Source organism: Prevotella disiens (assembly GCF_900454955.1).
Taxonomy (GTDB): Bacteria; Bacteroidota; Bacteroidia; order Bacteroidales; family Bacteroidaceae; genus Prevotella; species Prevotella disiens.
Genome location: NZ_UGTL01000001.1, coordinates 1,963,094 through 1,984,775, shown reverse-complemented (window position 1 = coordinate 1,984,775; position 21,682 = coordinate 1,963,094). Strand labels below are relative to the sequence as shown.

Sequence of the window (21,682 nt, the reverse complement as noted above, 5' to 3'; positions counted from 1 at the left end):
GTGGGAGATTGATGATGCAAGATTGATAGACCCTGTGGTTGATTTGCTGCTGGATGTCGTCGCTTATGAGTTTTACAAGTTGCACCAAGAGATCGAGAAGTCCGATGCCCAAATATTAAACCGTCTTGCCAGAATATTGATTCCGCAAATATGGTCGCTCCCATTCCCTGCCCACGGATTGCTGACAGTACATCCTCAGGTTGGCGACAATTCCGCAGTATTGAGAACAGAAGACCAATTCTATGCGCGCAAGGTAGCTTTAGGCAAGGATGATACGCCTTTCTATTTCACCCCTTTGGTGGAAGAGCCCTTATTTGACATAAGAATTCCATTCCAGGCATACGGGACAGAACTTCAATATAATATCCGTAAACGAACGGAACATATAGAACTTCTGCCATCCACTCATCGCATCGCAGATTTCACGTTGTGGATAGGTCTGTCCATCCCGGATTCTCAGTTGGGAAAAATCGCGACACTGCCTATTTGTGTTTTGCCGGAAGACAGGTCTTTACTCCCATTCATCCAGAATGTCAAGGCTTATGATGACCAAGGTCGTGAATTAAAGACAGCTCCTCATCTGTTGAAACAATCTCACGAAGAAGAACATTATTTTGAAGAAATATCGACCTATTATCAACAAGCATACATAGACTTAAATCTACCTGTAGATCCCGCAGCAAAGACGATAAAAGAGATTTTTCCGAGTGTTCTGTCCGAATTAGACCAGATTGAGGGAAATGAAAATGCGGTTTGGATTCGTTTGTCATTTCCTGAGGTCTTCAACAGAGAGGAACTGGGGAACATCAAGATTCTTTTTAACACCTTTCCTGTCGTGAACAGGCAGTTGGTCTTGGTAAATCATAGTTTCAGGACACATGGGAGAATAGTTTCATTGCCCTGCTCACATAACGCTTCATTGCTGAACATACACAAATTTGAGGACAATAATGGTTGTGTGTTTCGCAATAGGCTTTCCTTGTATCAAAAAGAGGTCAAAGGTGTCTATAGTTTGTATTTCGGGAATCTGGAGCGTTTCGACAGTGACAATGCCCAGAGTGAGATCAGCAAGGTTCTGCGGTTAATCCGAGAGGAAGGAAATGCTTTTGCCTCCCTTGACACAGACAGCCTTTCCTCCGATCTAAAAGTCCTGCAAGAAAAATTGGACGCTACTGAAAAGAGCATAGATCGTCAAAACTTCAAAGGGAACAAGAACAAGGCTTTTCTTTTAACTGTTCCGCACAAAGAAAGTCATTTTGCAGAATTGAAATACTGGCAAACCCAAGGAGAAAGTGCCAATGGCATCAATCAGAGAAATCTTGTTCAACAGTTGGACATGGATAAATTTGACCCGTCCAGTATTAGATTCCAAACATCAACGGTGGAAGGCAGGTTGCATACGGACGACCAAGAGCTCATCAATAGTTTGCGGTACGGCTTATTATGTAATAACCGCATTGTTTCTGAAGAGGACGTTAAGAGTTATATATACCACCGTCTGGGTTCAATGGTGAATGGGGTTGACATCAAGGACGGCATTTGCATATCCAACGGTTCACTTCAAGGAATAGTCCGGACTACGGATGTCAGCATACACCTGTCATCTGAAATAAAAAAAGTGGACTCCAAAATGAACCAATTAGATTTTTTGGCGAACACACTTGCCGAGGAAATGCAAAAGAAATCCATTAGTCACAGTACCTATAAAATTAATTTTATATGATGGAAAGAAACATAAGCAATAGTGTGCAATCCGCCATGCGCTTGTCAGCATCTATGGCAAACGCGGACAACCATACAAGCTACGGTATTTCCCATCTGGTGCTTGCTTTGCTTTCAGAAGGGACGGGGACAGGATTGTCCAATATACTGAGCTCAATGAACAAGGATGTCGGCTATATTCATGAATGGTTTGACGTGCGCCGTGAGATGTACGTGTCAGAGGAGCATGAAGGTGATGGTATTGTCGCAGACAGCCAAGTGACCCTTGTGCTTGAGGAAGCAGAACGCTCAAAGATAAAGTTGGGCTCCGACAGCATAGACGCTTTATGTGTATTTACAGCGATTATTCGCCAAGGTGTTGTTTTCTCGGACAGTCAAATTGAGTCCTTGTCCGTTTCTGAGGATGATGTCCTTTCTTTCTTCAATGCACAAGCGGTTAATCATTTTTATCAAGGAGAGGAGAATAAGCTCTTGGCAAGTTTCCCTTTCGCGTATAATCTAAAAGAAGAGGCATATATCCTTCGAGGAAGGATTGTTTTGGGACGTGAGAAAGAAGTACGTACTATCTTGGAAGGTTTAGAACGTTGTGCCAATAAAGCTATAATGCTTATAGGAGATTCCGGTGTAGGCAAAACGGCTATTATTCATTCTCTAGTAAAGGAGGTCTGCGAGAACCACGACGAGTTGATTTCTCAAATCAAACTTATCGGCTTACACACAGCAAAGCTGTTGGCTTCTTCCGGCAATGAAACAGAGCTAGCCCAGAAAATCTCCTATTTTCTTGGAAAATTGGATGAGATGGAGGGACAAACCGTTTTGCTGATAGACGACCTGCAAATGTTGTTGGAGTTTGGTGGGCAAACAAAATCGACAACCCTCATCAACATATTCAACTCCCAAATTAGCGACGGTTCAACAAGTATTGTATTCACGATTACTCCAGATGCATTCAGAAAGCATATCGAAAAAAACAGTATAGAGAGCAAATTGGATATTTTGGATATTTCGGAACTGGACAAGTTCACTGTTCTAAGTATGCTAAGGGAGCATTCCAACCGGATGGAAGAACACTATGGTCTTTCCATAAACGACAACGCCACGCAGGAGTCGCTGACATTATCCTCTCGATATTTTAAAGAGAAGAAACAGCCCGCCGCAGCAATAGACCTGTTGGACGCGACTGCTGCCGCAGTACGCTTGAGCAACAAAAATTCCCTAAACGAGTTGGATGTGTTCCTTTCCAAGTTTGAATCTCTCAAACAGGAGGATCCAAACCGTCAGCAACAGGATTTACGTCTTTTTTCTAATAGTCTGAGATCGAAAATCAGCGTAGTGCTGATCTCTAAGCTCCCTAATGGCATCAGTTTTTCAGAAGGTACTTTGGAAGAAGAACTGGCGAAAACGTCTGAGACTCTCCAGAACCTGTCCGTCCTAGCCGAGAATGGCATTCCGCGAGTTTCTCCAAGTGAGGTCGAAGCGGTTGTCGCGGAGATGACCGGGATTCCCTTGGGAAAGATTCAAGCCCAAGAAAAGGACCGGCTGTTAGGAATTGAGAGTCGTCTGGAGGAAAGGGTCAAAGGGCAAAATAAAGCAATCACAACGCTCTCGGACGCCATCATAGAGTCCAGAAGCGGACTCAGTGACCCTCGCAAGCCCATAGGTTCCTTCTTTTTCTTAGGTCCGACAGGTACAGGAAAAACTGAACTTGCCAAATCACTCGCCGAATTGCTTTTTGACGACGAGAACGCCATGATAAGGTTTGACATGTCCGAGTTCAAGGAGGAACATTCAGCAGCTTTGCTTTATGGTGCGCCTCCGGGATATGTAGGATATGAAGAAGGTGGATTGCTGGTGACAAAGATCCGCCAAAAGCCCTATTCTGTCATTCTTTTTGATGAAATCGAGAAAGCGCACTCAAGTGTATATGATGTCTTCCTGCAAATCATGGACGAAGGAAAGATACACGACAAGTTAGGGCGCGAAGGGGATTTTTCAAACGCCATCATCATATTCACCTCAAACATTGCAAGCAGTTGGATTGCAGAACAGTTCAATCAAGGAATCACACCAGACTCAAAACATCTAACAGAAGTCATGTCCCAGCATTTCAGACCAGAATTTTTGGGACGCCTAACAGAAGTCGTACCGTTTGCACCCATTAACGAAACGGTAGCCCAGTCTATTTTCCGCTTGCACTTCTCTCGTTTGCAACAGCAACTGCAAGAGCAAAAGAACATTCACATACAGATCACTGACGAAGCCTTGCGTTTCCTGTCAGCCAAGGGATACTCTCCCCAGTACGGGGCACGCCCCATCGCTGGCGTCGTACGCACTTATCTTAAAAAGAGCATATCTCGCTTAATTGTTTCCGAGGGTATCAAGGAAGGAGACAGTGTCAAAGTTTATTACCGAGACAACGGTTTGGAATGGAAAAGACTGGATATATAAGTAAGGAGGAAAGGTTGGCACTCTTCCGCAAAAGTGAGTCAAGCAATCTTCTGGCGGAAGTGTTCCTCGATGAGCTGCAATTTATCTTGGGCGAGGATATCCTTGAACAAGTGGTTGTGGCAAATCAAGGCATGAATCCTCGCGTAAAGTCCAAGGACATCCTTGATGTAAAGTTGCGCCACGTTTATGCCTTGGGAGAGTTGGTAGAGTTGGTTCTGGCCCGTAACAGCATCTATCACCAGCTTCCCGAAAGCCTCTTCCATCCATTGACTCTGAGTAAGCCAAATATGTCCCAGAGAGAATTGATAGAGGCTATCAGGCAAAATCGCAGAAAGGAGAAAGAAGCCCTGCACTTTTTTGCCCCTTTTGATACAGCCTTTTTCAAAGAACGGGTACGGATTCACAGGCGCTATCTGAATTTCTTTTCGGAAAAAGACGAGCATCCCATAAGAAAAGCATTGACGAAAGCCATTCTATATGACAATAAGACACTTACCCCGGACGAATGTCAACGCCTTTTCTTTTTTGCAGGGAAGTCAGATGCATCCAAAGAGAACCTCTCGGAGATAGGCATTCTCCTTCACGAGATTTTAAACTTGGATGTGAAATTACAATTTAAGTCATGCAAGGTGGAGAATTTGCCATATCCCGTACTCGGAAAGACTCAGCTTGGTCTTGATGCGGGTCTGGATGGAGTTATACAGTCCGAAATAGAGGATGTCGAGGGCATGATCCACTATCATGATAGCGTCCCCGCAATGAAAGTAGTACAAAAGCACATCGAGTCCGTCAAGTATGTATTGGGCTTCTTTATCTTGTCAGCGAGGAAAACTAACATCAAGTTCACGCTTGACGGGACTATGGATTTTATCTTGGGAAACAACCGTTTGGGATATGACGCCCAACTATAAATTAAAATAAGTGCAATTATGGAAGTTTTGATCACATATTTTCTTAAATATCTCCTGGCACCCTTTCTGGTGGCCGCCATTCTATTGATGATGAATGGAATCAAGGCAATAAAGAAGCAGTTGAAATTTAAAAATGTAATCGTATATATCTTAATAACAGGACTGCTTTTGGGAATACCCGGTTGCCTGTCCATCCTCAAAGATGAATTCGTCTGGGGAGGTGTCTTCATTGTCAACGTCCTGTACCTTTTCTTGGGGTGCTTGTTCGCCTATACGATGAACAACAATGTGGCAAGGAAGATAGGTGTTGACGGCAACATGGTGTCCCAGGTTCTTGTCATGCTGATTTGTGGGTTACTTGGGGGATGGATACATTTTCTGCTTTTTGAGAAATTGGGCGGAATGCCGTATGCCCCTTGGTCCATGCTGTCCGTTATTTGGTACACCTTGCCTTTTTTGACACTACTTAGCCTTAGGGCTTTCCACAAGATTCCGCCTCCTTTATATGAGCTGTGGTCTTTCGGTCAGAGTGGGTTCAACAGGAATCAATGGGATAATACGGATAATTTTCAAGCTATTCCTGTCAAAGTCCGAATAAAAAGGAGACAGGAAGACGAGGAATATGCCTCTCTGACCGTCCGCCTTCAGGACAACATAAGCCTAGGGGACTGGTTCAACTGGCTGGTGGAAGACCAGAACAGGCGTTCCCCGATGCACCAGATAGATGTCAATGATTCAAGTGTGAATGCCGGGTGGATTTTCTATACGACACGATGGATCAATTACCCATTGTTCATCAGGGTGCTGAATCCAGAACAGGACAGAAAGGAAAATGCAATAAGAAAGAACCAGATCATATACATAAAACGAATTATCGTTGAAGAATCAAAAGCACATGAAACAGATTAAATACCTTCCAATCAACTGGAGCAATGGACTGAAATTGTCCGGGCAGCACTTCATTGATGCCCACCTTCACATGGTAGAGTGTTTTCAACATCTCAGGGCAGAGCATGTCACGGAATACAATTACGGCATTGGTATGCCTTTGGAGCACCATTCATCTTCTGTATCAGTAGAGGTTGTCGGAGCAGGGGCAGAGAGCTCAACCATCAGGCTCAACCATTGCAATGCCATTACACTGGGTGGCAGCACCATCGTTTTTGAACCGGAACTTTATGGCAGTTTCTCTCCGGAGTTAACGCTTTCCGATCTTGGAAAAGATGCAGCTGACGGTGGCGTTTATATAGCGGTAACAGCTTCTTACGATCGTCTCATTCCTGTCGGTTATCCAGACCCGAACGAGATACCGCTTCGCCACCCCCATCTGCTTCCTGAGATTCGGATAACCGCCGTCCCGGTGCAGTCCGGCAACGAACATTTTCTAAACAAGGATTTTGTAATCATAGGAAAAGGCTTGCTTGAAGGTCGTGGATTTGTTTTGGATGACGAGTACATCCCACCTGTACAGAGGTTGGCCTATAGCCAAAAGTTAAGGACATCTTTGAATGGCACCATTGTCCATCTGAATCATATGGAGGATTGCATTGGTCAAATTTACCAAAAGAACGTAGATGACAGCCGAAGGAGTACTTTGACATCCAACGTATTTACTCTATGTCGGGCAATAGACGAGTATTACGCACACCAGTTCTTCCAAATTGAGAACATACTCATCGAAGAGCCGCCAATCCGCTATCTTCAAAGCATAAATATTCTGGCTCGTTCCATCTTCAACGCATTAAGGACAATCTCCAATAAGGAGTACGAATATATGCTGCAGTATTTCTATGAATGGACAGAAATCAGTCCGTCAAGTTTTGAGACAACTGTCGGAGATGTCCTTTCTTTGAAATACAACCACTTGGACATTGCAAAAACCAACCGTGTCGTCCAGAAGTTTGTGACCACACTTGACACTATCGTCAAGAAAATGAGTGAGCTGGATTACATTGGCTTAATTCGTGAGAATATCATTATCAGTGATGACAGCAATGTCGAGCAGGAGAAAACCCAAAAGACGTGGCGTTTCTTAGATTAGGCTTATGGAAATCAAGAATAAAGAAGATAGAAGAAGAACGATCCGGCAGTTCTGTCTGGTATTCTTCCTGTTGTTAACCGTCATGTTCGTGGCGGGAGCCGTCACGCTGGTGACAGCACAAAAAGGAGCCGCCCTCTTGGAAGAGAAAAAAGCCGCCTACGAACGGACCATTCAAAAGCAGGCAGAGATCAATTACCAATTGGAGCATATCTTCAAGGATTTGCACAATCTCAGGACGCAACCGCGGACCATCAACGAATACAAGCAAATGCAGAAAATCATCACGGAGCAAAGGATGATGATGGAGCAGGAAATTGTGTCCCTTTCTCCGGAAGAGCAGGAACGCTATGTCATATTCTCTCAGATACTGGAGGTAGTCAAGAAGACACAGGAGACATTGGACGCCTCTGACGCGGAAAGCCGCAAGAGAGTGTATAACATGGATCAGCTTGAGAAGTGCAGACAAAAGTATCAAGAACAAACCCGTCTAAAAAATGAAAAGAACCAATGACGAGCAGGCGTGGACGAATTTTCGTTTCACCCTGCTGCTAATCTTTTTTACAGTCGTAGTGTTTACATGCTTGTGTAAATATATTTTTCGAATACCTGAAGTAGAGAGTGACCATTATATCTCAGACATCAAGGAGACCGAGCGTCTTTTTGACAAGCAGAAAAAATGCGCCGAGCAGGTTAAGGAAATCGGGAACAAGATTGACTCTTTGGACTTTAGCGTCCAACAAGTTCAGCGGCTGGATGAAATCAAAGAAGAAATGTTTCTGCTACAAAACATCTACCAGAAACACAACAACAGTTCAAAATATCTTTTTGGCACTCACTCGTTTCGCATTGTCAAGGAATATTTTGATGTTAAGGAGGAGTTTTCCGCCACGACGGAAAACAACAAGGTGATAGTGCAGTATTTGGAGGAGTGCAAAGCAAATTTATAGTTATGACGGAACGACAAAAGATCCTATCGGTGTTTTTAGGCATACTGGTGCTTGGCGGCATCATCCTGATAATAGGGCTCCCCTTCCGTACGGTGAAGGGTGACCTAGACTTCAATATCCATGACAGCAACAACAATTTCCATTACGAGATTGGAGAGGTGCTGGAATTTACCGTAAACGAGCCGGAACGTGTCAAGGGGAAGTCAATTCTCTGGCAAATGGGTAACGGTGATTCCATCAGCAACAAGATGGTCGCCAAGTATGCTTACCCAAAGTCAGGCAAGTATCTGGTGACACTAAAGGTTGACGATCATACAGTAGCCAACCGCTACATACAGGTTGTGTCAGGCATAGAGGCGGCAGCAATCGACTCCGTGCCAAGGATCCATGCCGTATCCGAGGGATACCAGGGGGAGGAACTCACCTTTTCCGCGGATGGGGTCGGTGTGGACACATGGATGTGGGAGTTTGGTGAGACGGGGACAGTTGATGCTTATGAACAGCAAGTGACATACACTTACGAAACACCCGGGAATTATGTTGTACGCCTACAGACCAATACTACGAAATATCCAATAGAACACAGGATTAAGATTTTACCGAAATTTGAAAAAGTAGAGGAAACTATAACCGAACCACCTGTAGATTCGCTGGGATTAGCCCAAGACGACATTCGTAGGAGGCTACAGATTATAGCCAATCTTTCCGTAAGGGACAACAGGGCTTACAAAGAACAGGTCAACCATATTCGCGACACTTATTTCTGTACGCCGTCAAGCCAAGTCGTCGTAGTCGTCAATGGGGATAAATATAATGACTTTTCAGGGTATTGCCAAGGTTTGCACTTCTTGGAAAGCAGTCCCAATAGGCGAATTAAAATCCAAGAAGTAAAAATCGACAACCAGAACTGTGTGAGAACAATTCAAGTAACACAAAGCGTAGCAGACAAATGAAAAAGAAGATAGCCTTTATTACATTCCTTTTTGTGGGTTGTTTCCCCCTTTTCTCATTTGGACAGGTTTCCACTTATCAAGCGACACAAAGAATAAAGGGGAAAATATTCAACTTTTATCCCGATTCCAAGGCTCCCTCTCGCTTGCGGAATAATCACGATGCGAGAATTGTCTTTTCAGATAGGAACTCCAATAAGGCATTCTCTACCGCCTATGGACAGCATCCATTGGGGGAGTACAAGGTTGGCGAGGCTTTTTATGTCATAGGCGAAAAAAACGGATTTTATCAGCTGGTCAAAGCCGACCCGAAGTTGCTTGGCAGACCAAAAGGTTTGTTTGGCTGGCTCTATTCCCCCAAAAATCATTTTTCAGACAAGGCGAAAGTTTCCTATGTCGGATGGATGCCGAAGAACAACCTGCTGTACTATGACCACGCCTATGTGTCCCCGACCAACAACAGGGCTGTCCGTTATAGTGTAGGTGTCAATCGAATAGAACGGTTGTACAACTTGCGCCGATACTTGAATGGGGACAGTCTGATTCTTTTCTCTGATCCTTTTCTAAAGACACCATGTCCCTATAAAATCCATACGGGACAATCCGTATATGCATATAAACGGGACGACGTACACAAGACGGTCTTAATCTCCGATTGCCCCCAGCTTTCTACTGACAGCACTCATTTTATGGGATGGGTTTCTATGGATATGATAACCGCCGTCGGGCAGAACGAGGTTTACAGGATCATGCCCGATGCCCAGCACCTTGCTTGCACCAGCATCATCGGGAATGACACCATGTCCGTACACTCCGCTGACTTTCAAAGCCGTTATCTGTTTGACGCGGGGAGCTTGTCCCTTCAATCGTCTTCAAGCAGGAATGTTAGTTTCGACTCCCTGCATTCGGTTTGGTTGCCCGTTTCGATATGGGACGGCAAGGCAAATAAGTTCATCAATGTGAAAGGTGGGTATACCTATGTTTCGGATGTCCAGAGGATGAAGAACGGTCAGAAACAGATGAACATTCATGTCTTTTTCTTCGCACAGGACAAACATGAGGTCGGGAAACTCATCGGTGCATTACAAAATGTGGCACTCCGAATGTCTCCGAACCGGAAATATGCTTTTTCCGCGACAATGATTTCAGAATTGGGGAACCAATATCTACCCCTTACCGACAGTCTGGTGCAATGGCTGGATTTTATCCAATCCCCGCCCCATGTGACCAGGAATAAGGATGCAGGGGTGAAGGATGCCTTTAGGAATTTAGTCCTTCAGACACGAAATGACTGTTTCGAAGATAATCTCTTGTTCCTCTTTGGCAAGAGTCAGGACATATCCATTGATTCACATTTGCACCAGCAATTGGCTTCCCGGTCTTTCTCCATGACTTTCTTCCAACTCTCCAGTGACAACAGAGAGGCAAGTCAGGACTTTCTCTTAACGGCAAAAGAAGCTTTGGATAAAAATATTGCGGAATACTCACAATACATCCAGAACTATATAGTTGACCCCTTCCTGCTCAAGCCTTCTCTGTTTTTTGATTACGGGACTGATGCAAACGTTTATCTGTTGGAAACACCCAAAAGCAGCCTTGCCACTGGTGGAATAGTCTTTCCCCTTGCAGGACAAAAAATATCCAACGCTACCGTGGAATTGGTATTGGACACTTTGTTCTCGCAGATTCCCCGACGAGACGAGTTGCTGTTGAGCAGTCTGGAACGTTACGAGAATAGGCTGGGTGTACTTAGGAGCAAGCCTTCATGGCTAATAAGATATGTGCATCAATATGCGGAGACCCCAACCCCTTCCATTGACAACATAGACCGAAACTCTGTGTCTGACGTGTACTATATTCCTGCTTTAATGCCAGACTCGACTTTGAGCCATTTCCAAAAAGGATACGTATTCTCTAAAAATGAGATTTCAGGTTTCCTGCAGTCCTTCAGGGATTTATTGCCCGTTTTTTCAGAGGGCTTGGGCAAGCGTGAACTGAAGCTACTGCGTTCTCTCTACAGGCAAGAGCGTAAGAATATCAATAAGAGAAACCTCAGAAAGGTACTGTCTTCAGAATCTTCCCTTGCGGAGTTGTTCTACCATAAGACGGGAGTTCATGTAAATGACTCACTGTTTTACCACCTTTCTCCCTCCCGACTTAAACGGAATGAAGCTGCGTTCAAAGACTGGGAGATACTATATGACTTATCCCTGCGCAAATTGCAAAAAATGGAGGAGGATTATGTCGAGGCAAAGTTGGAGGAGGTGCTTGTCGGAAATGATGTTTATTACTTTATACCTCAAACTCTAATACCATAAGGAATGAAGAATGTCAATGAATTAGAGGAAAGGGTGCTGGAAATTCTATACCAAAAGAGTATATCCTCACCGCTCTGGATCACCGAAAGTGAAATCTATTGGAGTATCCCGGACATGAATGTAACGGAGAGAGACGTGCGGGAAGCCTTGGATCGCCTTGTTTACCAGCGCAGGGTTATGAAGAAGGTGGGGAAATATCAAATAGAGAAAGTCGAATTTCTTGCCATCAAGGAAAGGCTTGACTCTCCTGTCTCCTTGGGATTATCTGAAAGCGTAGGGCAAAACAACAATGTGGAAAAAGAAAGTGGAGAAAAACCCTGTTCCCGCCCCTCTGTCCGAGAATGGAATGTTCAAGGGCTTGTCAGTCTCTTGGTATGCTTGTCTTGTATAATCTTCGGTTTTCTTTTGTGCTTGTTACTCATGAATCACAAACAGGATCAACCATTCTCCTTCCCGGAACTTCAGCTTCCCCAGAACCAGCTGCAAGTATCTGACCGTTCCGTTTTTTTGTCGTCCAAGAAAGAAAACCAAACCAAAAATCTGCGAAAGATAGAGACAGAGTTTACGGAACAGCAGAAAGTCAACCGCCTGCTGAATCTGCAAGCAGACAGTGTGAGAATGTCCGTTGAAAGACTGAGGGCTTATGTTTCAGAAACGAACAACAAGCAAAATGCCCGTCTTCAGGAAGAAAGAGATTTGATACTTACAGTTTCTCTTCTCCTTGTCGGACTACTTGTCATATTGGTTATTGCCTTGCTGGTCAGGAAGAAAGAATGAACGGGCAAGAAAAATATATCCGATTTTCCTGCAATCCTCTGCTGATTTGTTAAATAATGTAATTGCAAGAAAATACTCGGTTAAAAATTTGGAGATATGAAAAGTAAATCATATATTTGCCCATGATATAGGACTTGCGTTTGTTTTCTTCTCTTTCTTCCGCATAACCAAGTCAATGGAGAATGGGAAATTTTCAAACAAGAGTTTGGAGGTTTCTTTTTTGCTTTAATACGTATGTTGAGCGAAATTGACCTTTTATGTTCAACTTTTTAATTTTACAAAATTATGGGATCATTCCGTGCATCACTGGAGTTGGGAGGAAAAGAATTTGACGTCCTCTTCTCAAATTATGAGTTCTCTCGCTCAACAGACAGTAAGGGTAAGCCTTCTTCAAGTATTACCGGAGGACGAGTTGTCGTTACCATTGAGTCCACAGAGGACACCTCTACCATCGAAGCTATGCTGAATAGCCAGTTCAAACCCGTTGAAGGAAAAATCATCTACAAGAAGACGGATGAGGACGCCAAGATGAAAGAGGTTGAATTCAAGAACGCCTATATTGTGCATTATAAGGAAACCTTGGATGTAAACAATGACGTTCCGATGACCATTACTATGACTTTTGCGGCAGAGCACATCACCGTGGGTGCTGCAGAACATGACAATCGTTGGCCTAAGGCTTAATTTGCCTTGCCAACATTTCTTTTCTCCATCATCCGGCAGATACAACTCTGATTGGGTGATGGAGAATGTTGCTTTTACTCATCAAAAAAAATGCATGTATGGATTTTTTGCCAAACAAACCGGTGGCAATTTGTATTGGTGGTGTTGAGTTGTCTTCGTTCAAGTCCCTTCGTCTGAACCAGTCAATTAACGAACACCATTATTTTGAAATGCTTCTTGACTATGAAGTCGGTGAAGTGTTTCAGGCAGCCACACTCACCAAATCCGCTGACTGGCTGGGAAAATCAATAGCCATAACTATTGGTGAGAGGAACTTTTACGGTCTTGTGGCACAGGTGGGCTTGCACAAGTCCGAGGGATATACTTTCCTGAAAGTCTCGGGTTTCTCCACAACCTACCGTTTGGAGGGCGATTTGCACTTTGCGTCTTGGAACGAGAAGACTTTGGCGGACATTGTCGAGGAACTGGCAGAAAAGTCCAATGTGCAGGCATTGGTGAAACCGGAAAGGAGCGCAAAATTGGAATATGAATGCCAATATCAGGAGAGCAATTTCGCATTCATACAAAGACTGGCGAGGCAGCATTTCGAATGGCTCTATTATGATGGAGAGAAATTGATTTTCGGCAAGCCAGAGCTACCCTCCTCGATTACATTGGACTCAAAGAGGGATTTGAATTCCTTGGACATCTGCATCCAGACAGGAGCACGTGCCCTTTCCTCCTTCGCCCATCTGTCGGGAAGCAACAATACGCTGAATTCCTCGTCCCCGGATGAGCCGACGGGACTGAACAAGCTCGGGCAGCACGCTTTTCAGGAATCCATCAAGATGTTTGGTCCTCCCGCCAATCATTATGCCACCTCCCGTGTCACGAACAAAGGGGAGTTGGACACCTATCTTCAGAAGAAACAGCAATCGGACGCCTCCATGTCCCACTTTATTACGGCGGAGAGTGACTATGTGGGTCTGATGCTGGGCAGTGTCGTGGACATAAAAAGCACCGTTCAAGTGACAGGCGTTTCCTACAAGGAAGAGTTGCTGGGAGCTTACCTTATCACTGAGATTGTCCACTTCGCGGAGGGTGACGGAGGCTATTCCTGCCAATTCACTGCGATTCCTGCATCCGTAAAGTCATTGCCGACCCCTGACGTCCCCCTTCCCGTTGCCCAGCCACAGATGGCAACCGTTATCAGCAATGATGACCCCAAGAAACAGGGACGTGTCCAAGTGAGGATGAACTGGCAGATAAACGGCATGAAAACCTCGTGGGTGCGCGTACTCTCACCGGATGCGGGAGGCAGCGAAAAAGTGTCCTCCAACAGAGGATTTGTCTTTATCCCGGAAGTCGGCGACCAGGTCATGGTTGCCTTCCGTTACAATGATCCCAACAGACCCTATATACAAGGAAGCCTGTTCAATGGAACCAACGGCGGTGGAGGCGGAGCCGACAATAACGTGAAGAGCCTGACCACAAGAAGCGGCGTTGCCGTCACGTTGGATGACAGCAAAGGAAGTGCTACCATCGTAGACCCATCGGGAAGTATAGTCGTGCTGAATGGAGACAACACCATTTCCATAAAATCTGCTGATAAAATTACTTTTGAATCAAAAGAAATTGAGATTAAGGGTAATGAAAAAGTTAAGATAGAAGGGACTACGGAAGTCTATATCAAGGGAGAGAAAACAAAGTTAGAGGGTATTACGGAAGTCGAAGTAACAAGTACCACCAAGGCTGGTGTCACTGCTCCCTCCACCAAGGTTGAGGGTACCGCAGAAGTTGCCATAAATGGTGCAACTGTAAATGTAGATGGTACAGCTATGACAAATGTAAAGGGAGGACTCCTAAATTTGAACTGATTTATGGACAATGAACACAACCCTATTTCTATCCGCATAAGGCAAGTTCAAGAACTTTGGCTAAAAGTACGCAGTGAAAAACCACACGCCCGTGCTTTTGTGATGAACTATACCCCTGAAGACTATGCTCTTATAGAAGGGTTTATCGGTATTGAATCTACTCCACATGGAATTTCAGATGACACATTTCTCGTTTTTCGCACTCTTCTTGACAACAAAGGAGATTTTTACAAATCCTTAATAGAACAATGGATTACCGCATTTGAGAAAGATTTGGAAAGTCATCCGGAATGGCATTGGAACGATTTTGCCTTTCTCAAGGAGCAATACCATAAATTATCCCCTAAGGATGAGCATAACCTGCTGTCCTTTTATTCCCAATTGCTACATAGCTTTAAGCGATTTGAGGGGGTAACAGGTAATCTGCTTGTTTTGGTTCTTCTCATTGAACGTGTTGAAAGCTTTGATGTACTGCACGAAGTCCTAAAAGAGTTCTTGGATGCTACAGACGATTATATCGGACTTTTCTTCATGGAAGTTAAGGGGGAAGAAATTTTTTCTCCTATCATTAAAAAGATGGAAGATAAGGGGTGTGTTGTAGAACTTCCAAACCAAAATATGGGAGCAGCCTATAAGGAAATTATCACACAGGGAGACCCTAATGATCCACAGGTCCAATATAGGAAGTTGTTGCTGGAAATGGGTGAAGAAACAGCCAAGAGCAATAGGAAACGACTCTATAAAATTGCAACAGAGGAGTTTTTCCCGTTATGCAAAAAGATAGGAGATACAAATCTTTGGATTTCCGGTTATTTGGCAGTAAGCGGGTTCCTGATGCATTTTATAAAAGAAGAAGCTGGACATTTGCAACAGATGCTTGACAAAGCCCTGGCTGTCATACAAGAGGCGACACCTGCAGATGAACCTTTGATGTATGCTGATCTTATGATTCATTGCTACCTGTATAAAGGAGCTGCCTATGCTATGGCAAAAGATTTGGAGAAAGCAAGTTCCCATTTTATGAATGCTATCCGTATCTCTAAACAGACAGAGAATCATGCACAAACCATCAATTGCTACAATAGTATTCTCTTGGTGCTTCTAAAAAAAGAAAGGACTGATTACACGCCTATATTGAAAGAAGCTTTTGAATATGGTTATTCCCTCACTGACGAAGAATTGAAACTTATCAACATTTCATTCATCGCGCAAGCTTTCATATCTAAGGGAGAAAATGTCAGCCGAAAGTTGGAGCAGGAAATAGATGATCGTATGGTCACTCTCTACGGAGTTCATTGGCAGGAAAGTCCTAAAGACGCCATCAGGCGCATAGAAAAGGAGAATAAAGTGCCGCAATAATAATTCTTTCAGCCTATGCTACCTACTAGTACCCATTTGACGCCCGTTATCGGTCTGGATTTGCATCTTGCGACCTCCGGTAATCCTTTCCATCCCTATGTAGGTATGGTCATAGACCCGTTTGACTATATTCCTTTCCTCGGCAGCAACGTCAACATCAACGGTCTCAAGCGCGGTGTGTCTGACACGAGCGGTGTACTCATTACTTTCCGGCACATTCCCTTGGTTGGTGCTTTCATCATGATGCCCATCATCGGGCACGAGAGCATGAACTTCTTCTCCTCCCAGACGGTTTTTGCAGAGGGGACGCGTTTAAGTCCCAAGGGATACATGGTAATGACCTGCAACGACGTGGGCATTCCTTTTTCGGGAGCATTGAGCAAGGTAGGCAAGAAAAAGTTCAAGTTCACTCCAACCCTCTTCGCCCCGACATCCTTCTCCATTCCCATTCCGACTGGTGCGCCCGTCATGGTGGGCGGTCCCTATGCCCCCGACTGGGGCGGTATGCTGACGGGGCTTTTGTCAAGCATCGGCTTCAGCACGCTGCTCAGTTTTGCCCCTGCCATATTGAAGGCTATGAAGAAAGCGGGGAAAGGAACTATTTCGAAACTCAACACCGAAATTTTACAAAGAATACCGGGTACTAAGTCTCTTACAGACTGGCTTTGCAAGCACGGTTTTGAGCCTGTGAACCTTGTCAATGGCGTCGTAGTCTATGAAGGTGAAGACTTCTTCTTCCCCGGCATGCCGTCCTTGTCATGGGAGCGTGTCTGGTATTCCGATTCCGACTATAAGGGCTGGCTGGGACACGGGGTACACTGCTCGTACGACAGGAGCGTCACCTTCCTTCCCGAAGAGGACATCCTTGTCTTAAGATTGAGTGACGGTCGCCTCGCCTCCTTCCCCGTGCTTGATGAGGGAGAAGACTCATATAACCGCCTCGAGCGCATCACCCTTTCCCGAACGAAGGAAGGGTACGTTGCATTTGAACACCGTAGCAACCTGTCCTTCCACTTCACCGTTCCCGGAAAGGACAGGGGATATTCCATCCGTCGTCTTTCCTCTGTTACCGACTTGGAGGGCAGGAGCATCCGCCTTTCCTATGAGAATGGCGTGCTTGCGACACTCACCGATGCCTGCGGTCGCCGGGTCACAGTCCGACATACGGATGCGGGATTCATCGAGAGTCTCCACCTGAGGATGCCGGACGGAAGTTCCGAGCAGCTTGTTCGTTATTCCTATGACGGACAGGGCGACATGGTAGGCATTACCGATGCTTTGGGGCAGACGACAGGAATTCGCTACGAGGATCACCGTATGGTGGAGAAGACCGACCGTAACGGGTACGCATTCTTTTGGGAATACGATAAAGAGGGACGCTGCGTCCATACACGCGGAGCCGACGGCGACCAGGAAGGCTGGATAAGCTATTTCCCCGAGAAGGGATACAACACCGTCCGTGATGCCTGTGGTGCGGAGAGTACATACCGCTACGATGCCAATCAGCTTGTCCGCTCCATCACCGATGCTCTTGGCAACACGACCCGCTATGACTATACCGAGGAGATGGAGCCCTACCGGGAAATAGACCCCGAGGGGCGCATTACGGGCTGGCACTATGACGGACGCGGCAACCAGACAGGCACGACCTATCCCGATGGCACATTATCTATGCGTGTGTTCGATGAGCAGGACCGCATGATTCTCCAAATGTCACCCAAAGGCACCAGACAGATCTACGTCTATGACACCGAGCACCCCCATAGGGTACGCACCGTCATCGAGGAAGACGACACCCAGACCAACTTTCACTATAACTCTGACGGCAGTCTCGCCATGATGGAGAAGGGTGGCAGGAGCATAGTCCTGCACTATGACGACATGGGCAATCTCAGCAGTTGCCATTCTGAAGGCAGGGTGCTCATGCGCCGGGAGTACGACTACCGGGGACGTCCTGTTATGGAGCAGGGTCCGTCCGCACGCCCCCTTCAATACGAGTACGACCTCCTTGACCGCGTGCGGCGTATCTACCGTCCCGACGGGAACATTATAGACATCGGCTACGACTGTTACGACAGCGTCACCGAGGTAAAAGACAAGGACCGCCATGTAAGGATGGACTACACCCCAATGGGTAGTTTGAGACGCCGTGAGGAACAAGGTACGTCTGTGGAGTTCTTCTATGATGCGATGGAACGCCTCACCACGCTTCGCAACGAGCGTGGCAGCCTCTATCGGTTCCTGCGCGACAAGGCGGGCAACGTCGTCCGTGAGATTGGCTTTGACGGTATGGAGCGGCGCTTCACACTCAACAGGTCGGGAGACGTCATCCGCGTAGACCGTCCCGATGGACGCCATACCATCTATGAGCACAATGCCTTCGGTCGTATCAGCAAGGCACGCTATTCCGACGGCACATGGGAATCCTTCTCCTACGACAAGGACGGCAGACTGTGTGGTGCCGCCAACGCACAGGGCGAAGTGACCTTCAGCCGCGACAAAAAGGGTCGTGTCATTAAAGAAGAACAGGTACTCCCGAACGGAGGCAAGGCAGACAGGATTGCCATTGAGCATGAATATGACCAATGGGGCGGACACACAGGACTGCGGAGTTCTCTCGGAGCGGAGCAGAATACCTCCTACACCCCACTTGGGGAGACGGAGACCCTCCATGCCTGGCAGTCAGAGGAATCAGACGCTTGGGAAAGCCGTATCCGCTACGATGAGAGGGGACGCGAGATAGAGCGCTTTGCCACGGGTGGCGTGCGCATTACCTCGGAATACGATTTTGCGGGGCGTCTGGAGGCAAGGTGTACCTATGCGGGGACGGAATCGCGCGGACACCGCTTCTATGCATGGAGAAGGAACGACAGGCTGCTTTCCATGCGGTCCCACCTGAGGAAGTCTCCCGTGATGTACGACTATGACAGCTTCGGCACCCTTGTCTGTGCATCGCTTGACATGAGTGAGTGTCTCTTCAAGACTCCCGACATCATCGGCAACGTCTATCGGGACAGGGATGCCAGGGGACGTGTCTATGACAGGAGCGGCAGGCTGCTCAAGGATGAGAAGAACTACTATCGCTACGACGGGGAAGGCAATCTTATCCTCAAGAGCACTCGCAATGTCTTGGAGCCTCCCGTGATGCCGCAACCCAAGGATTGGCTTGACAAGCTCTTCACGAGAACCACGCCCAACGACAAGGACTTACAGGCACATTATGGCTGGCAACAGGGAGATACCGCTTACGAGTGGTATGGCAACGGCATGCTCAAGAGCGTACGCACGCCCGATGGTGCCATCATAAGGTTTGAGTACGATGCCTTGGGCAGACGTACCCTTAAAGAGACGCACGACACATGCCATCGCTATGCTTGGGACGGCAATGTGCTGCTGCACGAGTGGAGTTATGGCAGGCGGGAAAAGCCGAGAATGGAGAAAGATGACCTCGGACGCATCCGCTATGACAGGCAGGAGCCGCATACTAACCTCATTACATGGGTGTATGACGGTGGTAGTTACACCCCGGTGGCAAAGCTCACCGAGGAGGACAGCTACACCATCGTGCAGGACTATCTGGGTACGCCCATACAAGCCCTTGATAGCAAGGGAAATGTGGTCTGGGATTGCATACTTGACATCTATGGGGATGTACTGGAACTCAGAGGAAAACGAGACTTCATACCCTTCCGTTTCCAAGGTCAATACGAAGATGGGGAAACAGGACTGTATTACAACAGGTTCAGGTATTACTCGCCACATACCGGAAACTACATTAGTCAGGACCCGATTGGATTAGCTGGCGGGAACCCCACGATGTATGGATATGTTTTTGATAATAATATCCAATTAGATATCTTTGGTTTAAAATGTAAAGCTAAACATCATCCAATTCCAAAATTTTTAGGAGGCAATAAAAAGCAGGATTTTAGTGAACTTGACGACGTTGTACACAAAGAATATCATAGTTTACTAAATAAGAAATTAAAACAAAATGGCTTGCCATTACCAGATAGAGGTCCTAAAGGAAGTGCTGCTCTTTGGGATAGATACATGGCAAGTAATCCAGGCTCTCAACGAAAAGCATTTGACGCAGTGCTAGATGCTGCTCGAGAGATTGATTTTAAGCATGGAACAGATATAACAAGTAAATTTTGGCAAAATATCTATAAAGGAAATTTTAAAGTACACCCATAATGGAAAAAATATTTTATCAAATTAGCGACCCCACACAAAATGTTCCCGAAGGAGATGACAGTTGGATAGCTCAATTGAAACAAGAGAATATAATGTGCGATTGTGGAAATGTCATTAAACATACAGCAATTGATGTCTTTCTAAATGAAAAAATAAAAAAAAGTTTTGCTCCAATTACCTACGCAAGAGGTACATTTATTGGAATGTTACATAAAGATATTGTTTCATTACTGGGCATTCAAAATATTGAGAATGTATATTTTGTAGGAAAGGTTTATGATGTAAACAAAACTGTATCCAAAGAATACATTTCAGTTGTTCCAAAATTTAGAATTTATATAAGGGGAGGGAAAGAATCAACTTGTAGTATATGTGAAAAGTGCGGAGTCGTTTTATATTTTCCTTTGCCATTAAATAGTTGGTATATTGTGGATAAATCTATCCCAAATCTCACTTTCTTTCCAAGCGCTTTAACAGGTATTATTGTGAATGACGAAATTTTAAAACAAATAAAAAAATCAGGAATTAAAAGAATTGGATATGAAAAATTGCCAGTATTAAAAGAAGCAATTGATGGTCACAATAGTTGTTTTGGGGCTTTGCCACCGGAATAATGACCTTTTCGGCAAAATCAAGAGTACTCGCAATGTCTTAGTTCCCTCAATGACAAGTAATTGCAGGCTCATTATGGCTGGCAGGAGGGAGATACCGCCTACGAGTGGTACGGCAACGGCATGCTCAAGAGCGTACGCACGCTCGATGTTGCCACCATAAGGTTTGAGTACGAAGCCTTGGGCAGGCGTACCCTTAAAGAGACGCACGACACATGCCATCGCTATGCCTGGGACGGCAACGTGCTGCTGCATGAGTGGAGCTATGACAGGCGGGAAAAGCCGAGAATGGAGAAAGATGAACTCGGGCGCATCCGCTATGACAGGCAGGAGCTGCATACCAACCTCATTACATGGGTGTATGACGGTGGTAGTTATACACCTGTGGCAAAGCTCACCGAGGATGATAGTTATACCATCGTGCAAGACTACTTGGGTACGTCTATACAAGCTCTTGGCAGCAAGGGTGAGATAATTTGGGACTGCATACTTGACATATATGGCGATGTGCTGGAACTCTGAGGTGAGAGAAACTTCATACCATTTAGGTTCCAAGAAATGTACTTCGATGAAGAACCAGAACTTTGCTATGTGCGACACCGATATTATAGTTGTGATACAGGTACTTTTAACAGCCAAGACCCGATAGGGTTAAAAGGAGATATGCAACTTTATGCATACGTTCACGATGTAAATAGTTGCGTGGATACAATGGGATAGAGTTCTAACCCTATTACATTTACAAGTAGTAGCGGACAAACTCATCAAGTCAGCATCTGCAAAAGGCAGTCTATCCCGCTTAATTATACCTACTTAATATTATGACTATATGGTGTAACACCGTTGAGTATCAATATTTTT

At 45.5% G+C, this 21,682-nt stretch carries 17 protein-coding genes; all 17 read left to right on the top strand.

Going from position 1 to position 21,682, the window contains the following annotated elements:
* Positions 1-79 precede the first annotated feature (79 nt).
* The gene (locus tag DYI03_RS08790; protein WP_147287675.1) at positions 80-1,723 is read left to right on the top strand and encodes a hypothetical protein; all 1,644 of its coding nucleotides are present in this window, start codon (positions 80-82) and stop codon (positions 1,721-1,723) included.
* Positions 1,720-4,170: an AAA family ATPase gene (locus tag DYI03_RS08785; protein WP_021668260.1), complete on the top strand. Its 2,451-nt coding sequence runs from the start codon at positions 1,720-1,722 to the stop codon at positions 4,168-4,170. Before DYI03_RS08790 ends, DYI03_RS08785 begins: the two co-directional genes overlap by 4 nt.
* Positions 4,149-5,081, top strand: a complete 933-nt coding sequence (locus DYI03_RS08780; RefSeq protein WP_021668259.1) for a hypothetical protein — start codon at positions 4,149-4,151, stop codon at positions 5,079-5,081. Before DYI03_RS08785 ends, DYI03_RS08780 begins: the two co-directional genes overlap by 22 nt.
* An 18-nt stretch (positions 5,082-5,099) precedes the next feature.
* The gene (locus DYI03_RS08775) at positions 5,100-5,990 is read left to right on the top strand and encodes a TssN family type VI secretion system protein (RefSeq protein ID WP_004358138.1); all 891 of its coding nucleotides are present in this window, start codon (positions 5,100-5,102) and stop codon (positions 5,988-5,990) included.
* Positions 5,977-7,122: a hypothetical protein gene (locus DYI03_RS08770; protein ID WP_021668258.1), complete on the top strand. Its 1,146-nt coding sequence runs from the start codon at positions 5,977-5,979 to the stop codon at positions 7,120-7,122. Before DYI03_RS08775 ends, DYI03_RS08770 begins: the two co-directional genes overlap by 14 nt.
* 4 nt (positions 7,123-7,126) lie before the next feature.
* On the top strand, positions 7,127-7,633 hold the full coding sequence (locus DYI03_RS08765) for a hypothetical protein (protein WP_021668257.1): 507 nt from the start codon (positions 7,127-7,129) through the stop codon (positions 7,631-7,633).
* Positions 7,617-8,069: a type VI secretion system TssO gene (gene tssO / locus DYI03_RS08760; RefSeq protein WP_021668256.1), complete on the top strand. Its 453-nt coding sequence runs from the start codon at positions 7,617-7,619 to the stop codon at positions 8,067-8,069. Before DYI03_RS08765 ends, tssO begins: the two co-directional genes overlap by 17 nt.
* Before the next feature lie 2 nt (positions 8,070-8,071).
* Positions 8,072-9,022, top strand: coding sequence for a PKD domain-containing protein (locus DYI03_RS08755; RefSeq protein ID WP_025064643.1), 951 nt, complete (start codon positions 8,072-8,074; stop codon positions 9,020-9,022).
* Positions 9,019-11,337 carry a type VI secretion system protein TssR domain-containing protein gene (tssR, locus tag DYI03_RS08750; RefSeq protein WP_021668254.1) on the top strand — a complete coding sequence of 773 codons (2,319 nt, stop codon included), beginning with the start codon at positions 9,019-9,021 and terminating at the stop codon, positions 11,335-11,337. Before DYI03_RS08755 ends, tssR begins: the two co-directional genes overlap by 4 nt.
* A 3-nt stretch (positions 11,338-11,340) precedes the next feature.
* Entirely contained in the window at positions 11,341-12,114 is a 774-nt protein-coding gene (locus DYI03_RS08745) for a DUF5457 domain-containing protein (protein WP_021668253.1), read from the top strand.
* 285 nt (positions 12,115-12,399) lie between these two features.
* Positions 12,400-12,798, top strand: a complete 399-nt coding sequence (gene tssD / locus DYI03_RS08740; protein ID WP_004357856.1) for a type VI secretion system tube protein TssD — start codon at positions 12,400-12,402, stop codon at positions 12,796-12,798.
* Positions 12,799-12,896: 98 nt separating this feature from the next.
* Entirely contained in the window at positions 12,897-14,654 is a 1,758-nt protein-coding gene (locus tag DYI03_RS08735; protein WP_036859034.1) for a type VI secretion system Vgr family protein, read from the top strand.
* A 3-nt stretch (positions 14,655-14,657) separates the two neighbouring features.
* A complete protein-coding gene (locus DYI03_RS08730) occupies positions 14,658-16,013 on the top strand; it encodes a hypothetical protein (RefSeq protein WP_021670131.1) in 1,356 nt (451 codons plus the stop codon).
* A gap of 36 nt (positions 16,014-16,049) precedes the next feature.
* Entirely contained in the window at positions 16,050-20,210 is a 4,161-nt protein-coding gene (locus DYI03_RS08725) for an RHS repeat-associated core domain-containing protein (protein WP_172462594.1), read from the top strand.
* Positions 20,210-20,824 (top strand): hypothetical protein, encoded by a 615-nt coding sequence (locus tag DYI03_RS08720; protein WP_021668963.1) that lies wholly within the window; start codon positions 20,210-20,212, stop codon positions 20,822-20,824. The genes DYI03_RS08725 and DYI03_RS08720 overlap by 1 nt, the downstream gene beginning before the upstream one ends.
* Positions 20,825-20,944: 120 nt before the next feature.
* On the top strand, positions 20,945-21,343 hold the full coding sequence (locus DYI03_RS08715; RefSeq protein ID WP_147287674.1) for a hypothetical protein: 399 nt from the start codon (positions 20,945-20,947) through the stop codon (positions 21,341-21,343).
* Between the two features lie 15 nt (positions 21,344-21,358).
* Positions 21,359-21,541 carry an RHS repeat-associated core domain-containing protein gene (locus DYI03_RS08710; RefSeq protein ID WP_262510453.1) on the top strand — a complete coding sequence of 61 codons (183 nt, stop codon included), beginning with the start codon at positions 21,359-21,361 and terminating at the stop codon, positions 21,539-21,541.
* Positions 21,542-21,682: the final 141 nt, after the last annotated feature.

Excerpts from the sequence above, each read along its gene's own strand:
- DYI03_RS08715 (WP_147287674.1), top strand. The coding sequence starts at position 20,945 with ATGCTCAAGAGCGTACGCACGCTCGATGTTGCCACCATAAGGTTTGAG.
- DYI03_RS08735 (WP_036859034.1), top strand. The coding sequence starts at position 12,897 with ATGGATTTTTTGCCAAACAAACCGGTGGCAATTTGTATTGGTGGTGTT.
- DYI03_RS08730 (WP_021670131.1), top strand. The coding sequence starts at position 14,658 with ATGGACAATGAACACAACCCTATTTCTATCCGCATAAGGCAAGTTCAA.
- DYI03_RS08785 (WP_021668260.1), top strand. The coding sequence starts at position 1,720 with ATGATGGAAAGAAACATAAGCAATAGTGTGCAATCCGCCATGCGCTTG.
- DYI03_RS08775 (WP_004358138.1), top strand. The coding sequence starts at position 5,100 with ATGGAAGTTTTGATCACATATTTTCTTAAATATCTCCTGGCACCCTTT.
- DYI03_RS08720 (WP_021668963.1), top strand. The coding sequence starts at position 20,210 with ATGGAAAAAATATTTTATCAAATTAGCGACCCCACACAAAATGTTCCC.
- DYI03_RS08745 (WP_021668253.1), top strand. The coding sequence starts at position 11,341 with ATGAAGAATGTCAATGAATTAGAGGAAAGGGTGCTGGAAATTCTATAC.
- DYI03_RS08770 (WP_021668258.1), top strand. The coding sequence starts at position 5,977 with ATGAAACAGATTAAATACCTTCCAATCAACTGGAGCAATGGACTGAAA.
- tssR (WP_021668254.1), top strand. The coding sequence starts at position 9,019 with ATGAAAAAGAAGATAGCCTTTATTACATTCCTTTTTGTGGGTTGTTTC.
- DYI03_RS08755 (WP_025064643.1), top strand. The coding sequence starts at position 8,072 with ATGACGGAACGACAAAAGATCCTATCGGTGTTTTTAGGCATACTGGTG.
- tssO (WP_021668256.1), top strand. The coding sequence starts at position 7,617 with ATGAAAAGAACCAATGACGAGCAGGCGTGGACGAATTTTCGTTTCACC.
- DYI03_RS08765 (WP_021668257.1), top strand. The coding sequence starts at position 7,127 with ATGGAAATCAAGAATAAAGAAGATAGAAGAAGAACGATCCGGCAGTTC.
- DYI03_RS08780 (WP_021668259.1), top strand. The coding sequence starts at position 4,149 with ATGGAAAAGACTGGATATATAAGTAAGGAGGAAAGGTTGGCACTCTTC.
- tssD (WP_004357856.1), top strand. The coding sequence starts at position 12,400 with ATGGGATCATTCCGTGCATCACTGGAGTTGGGAGGAAAAGAATTTGAC.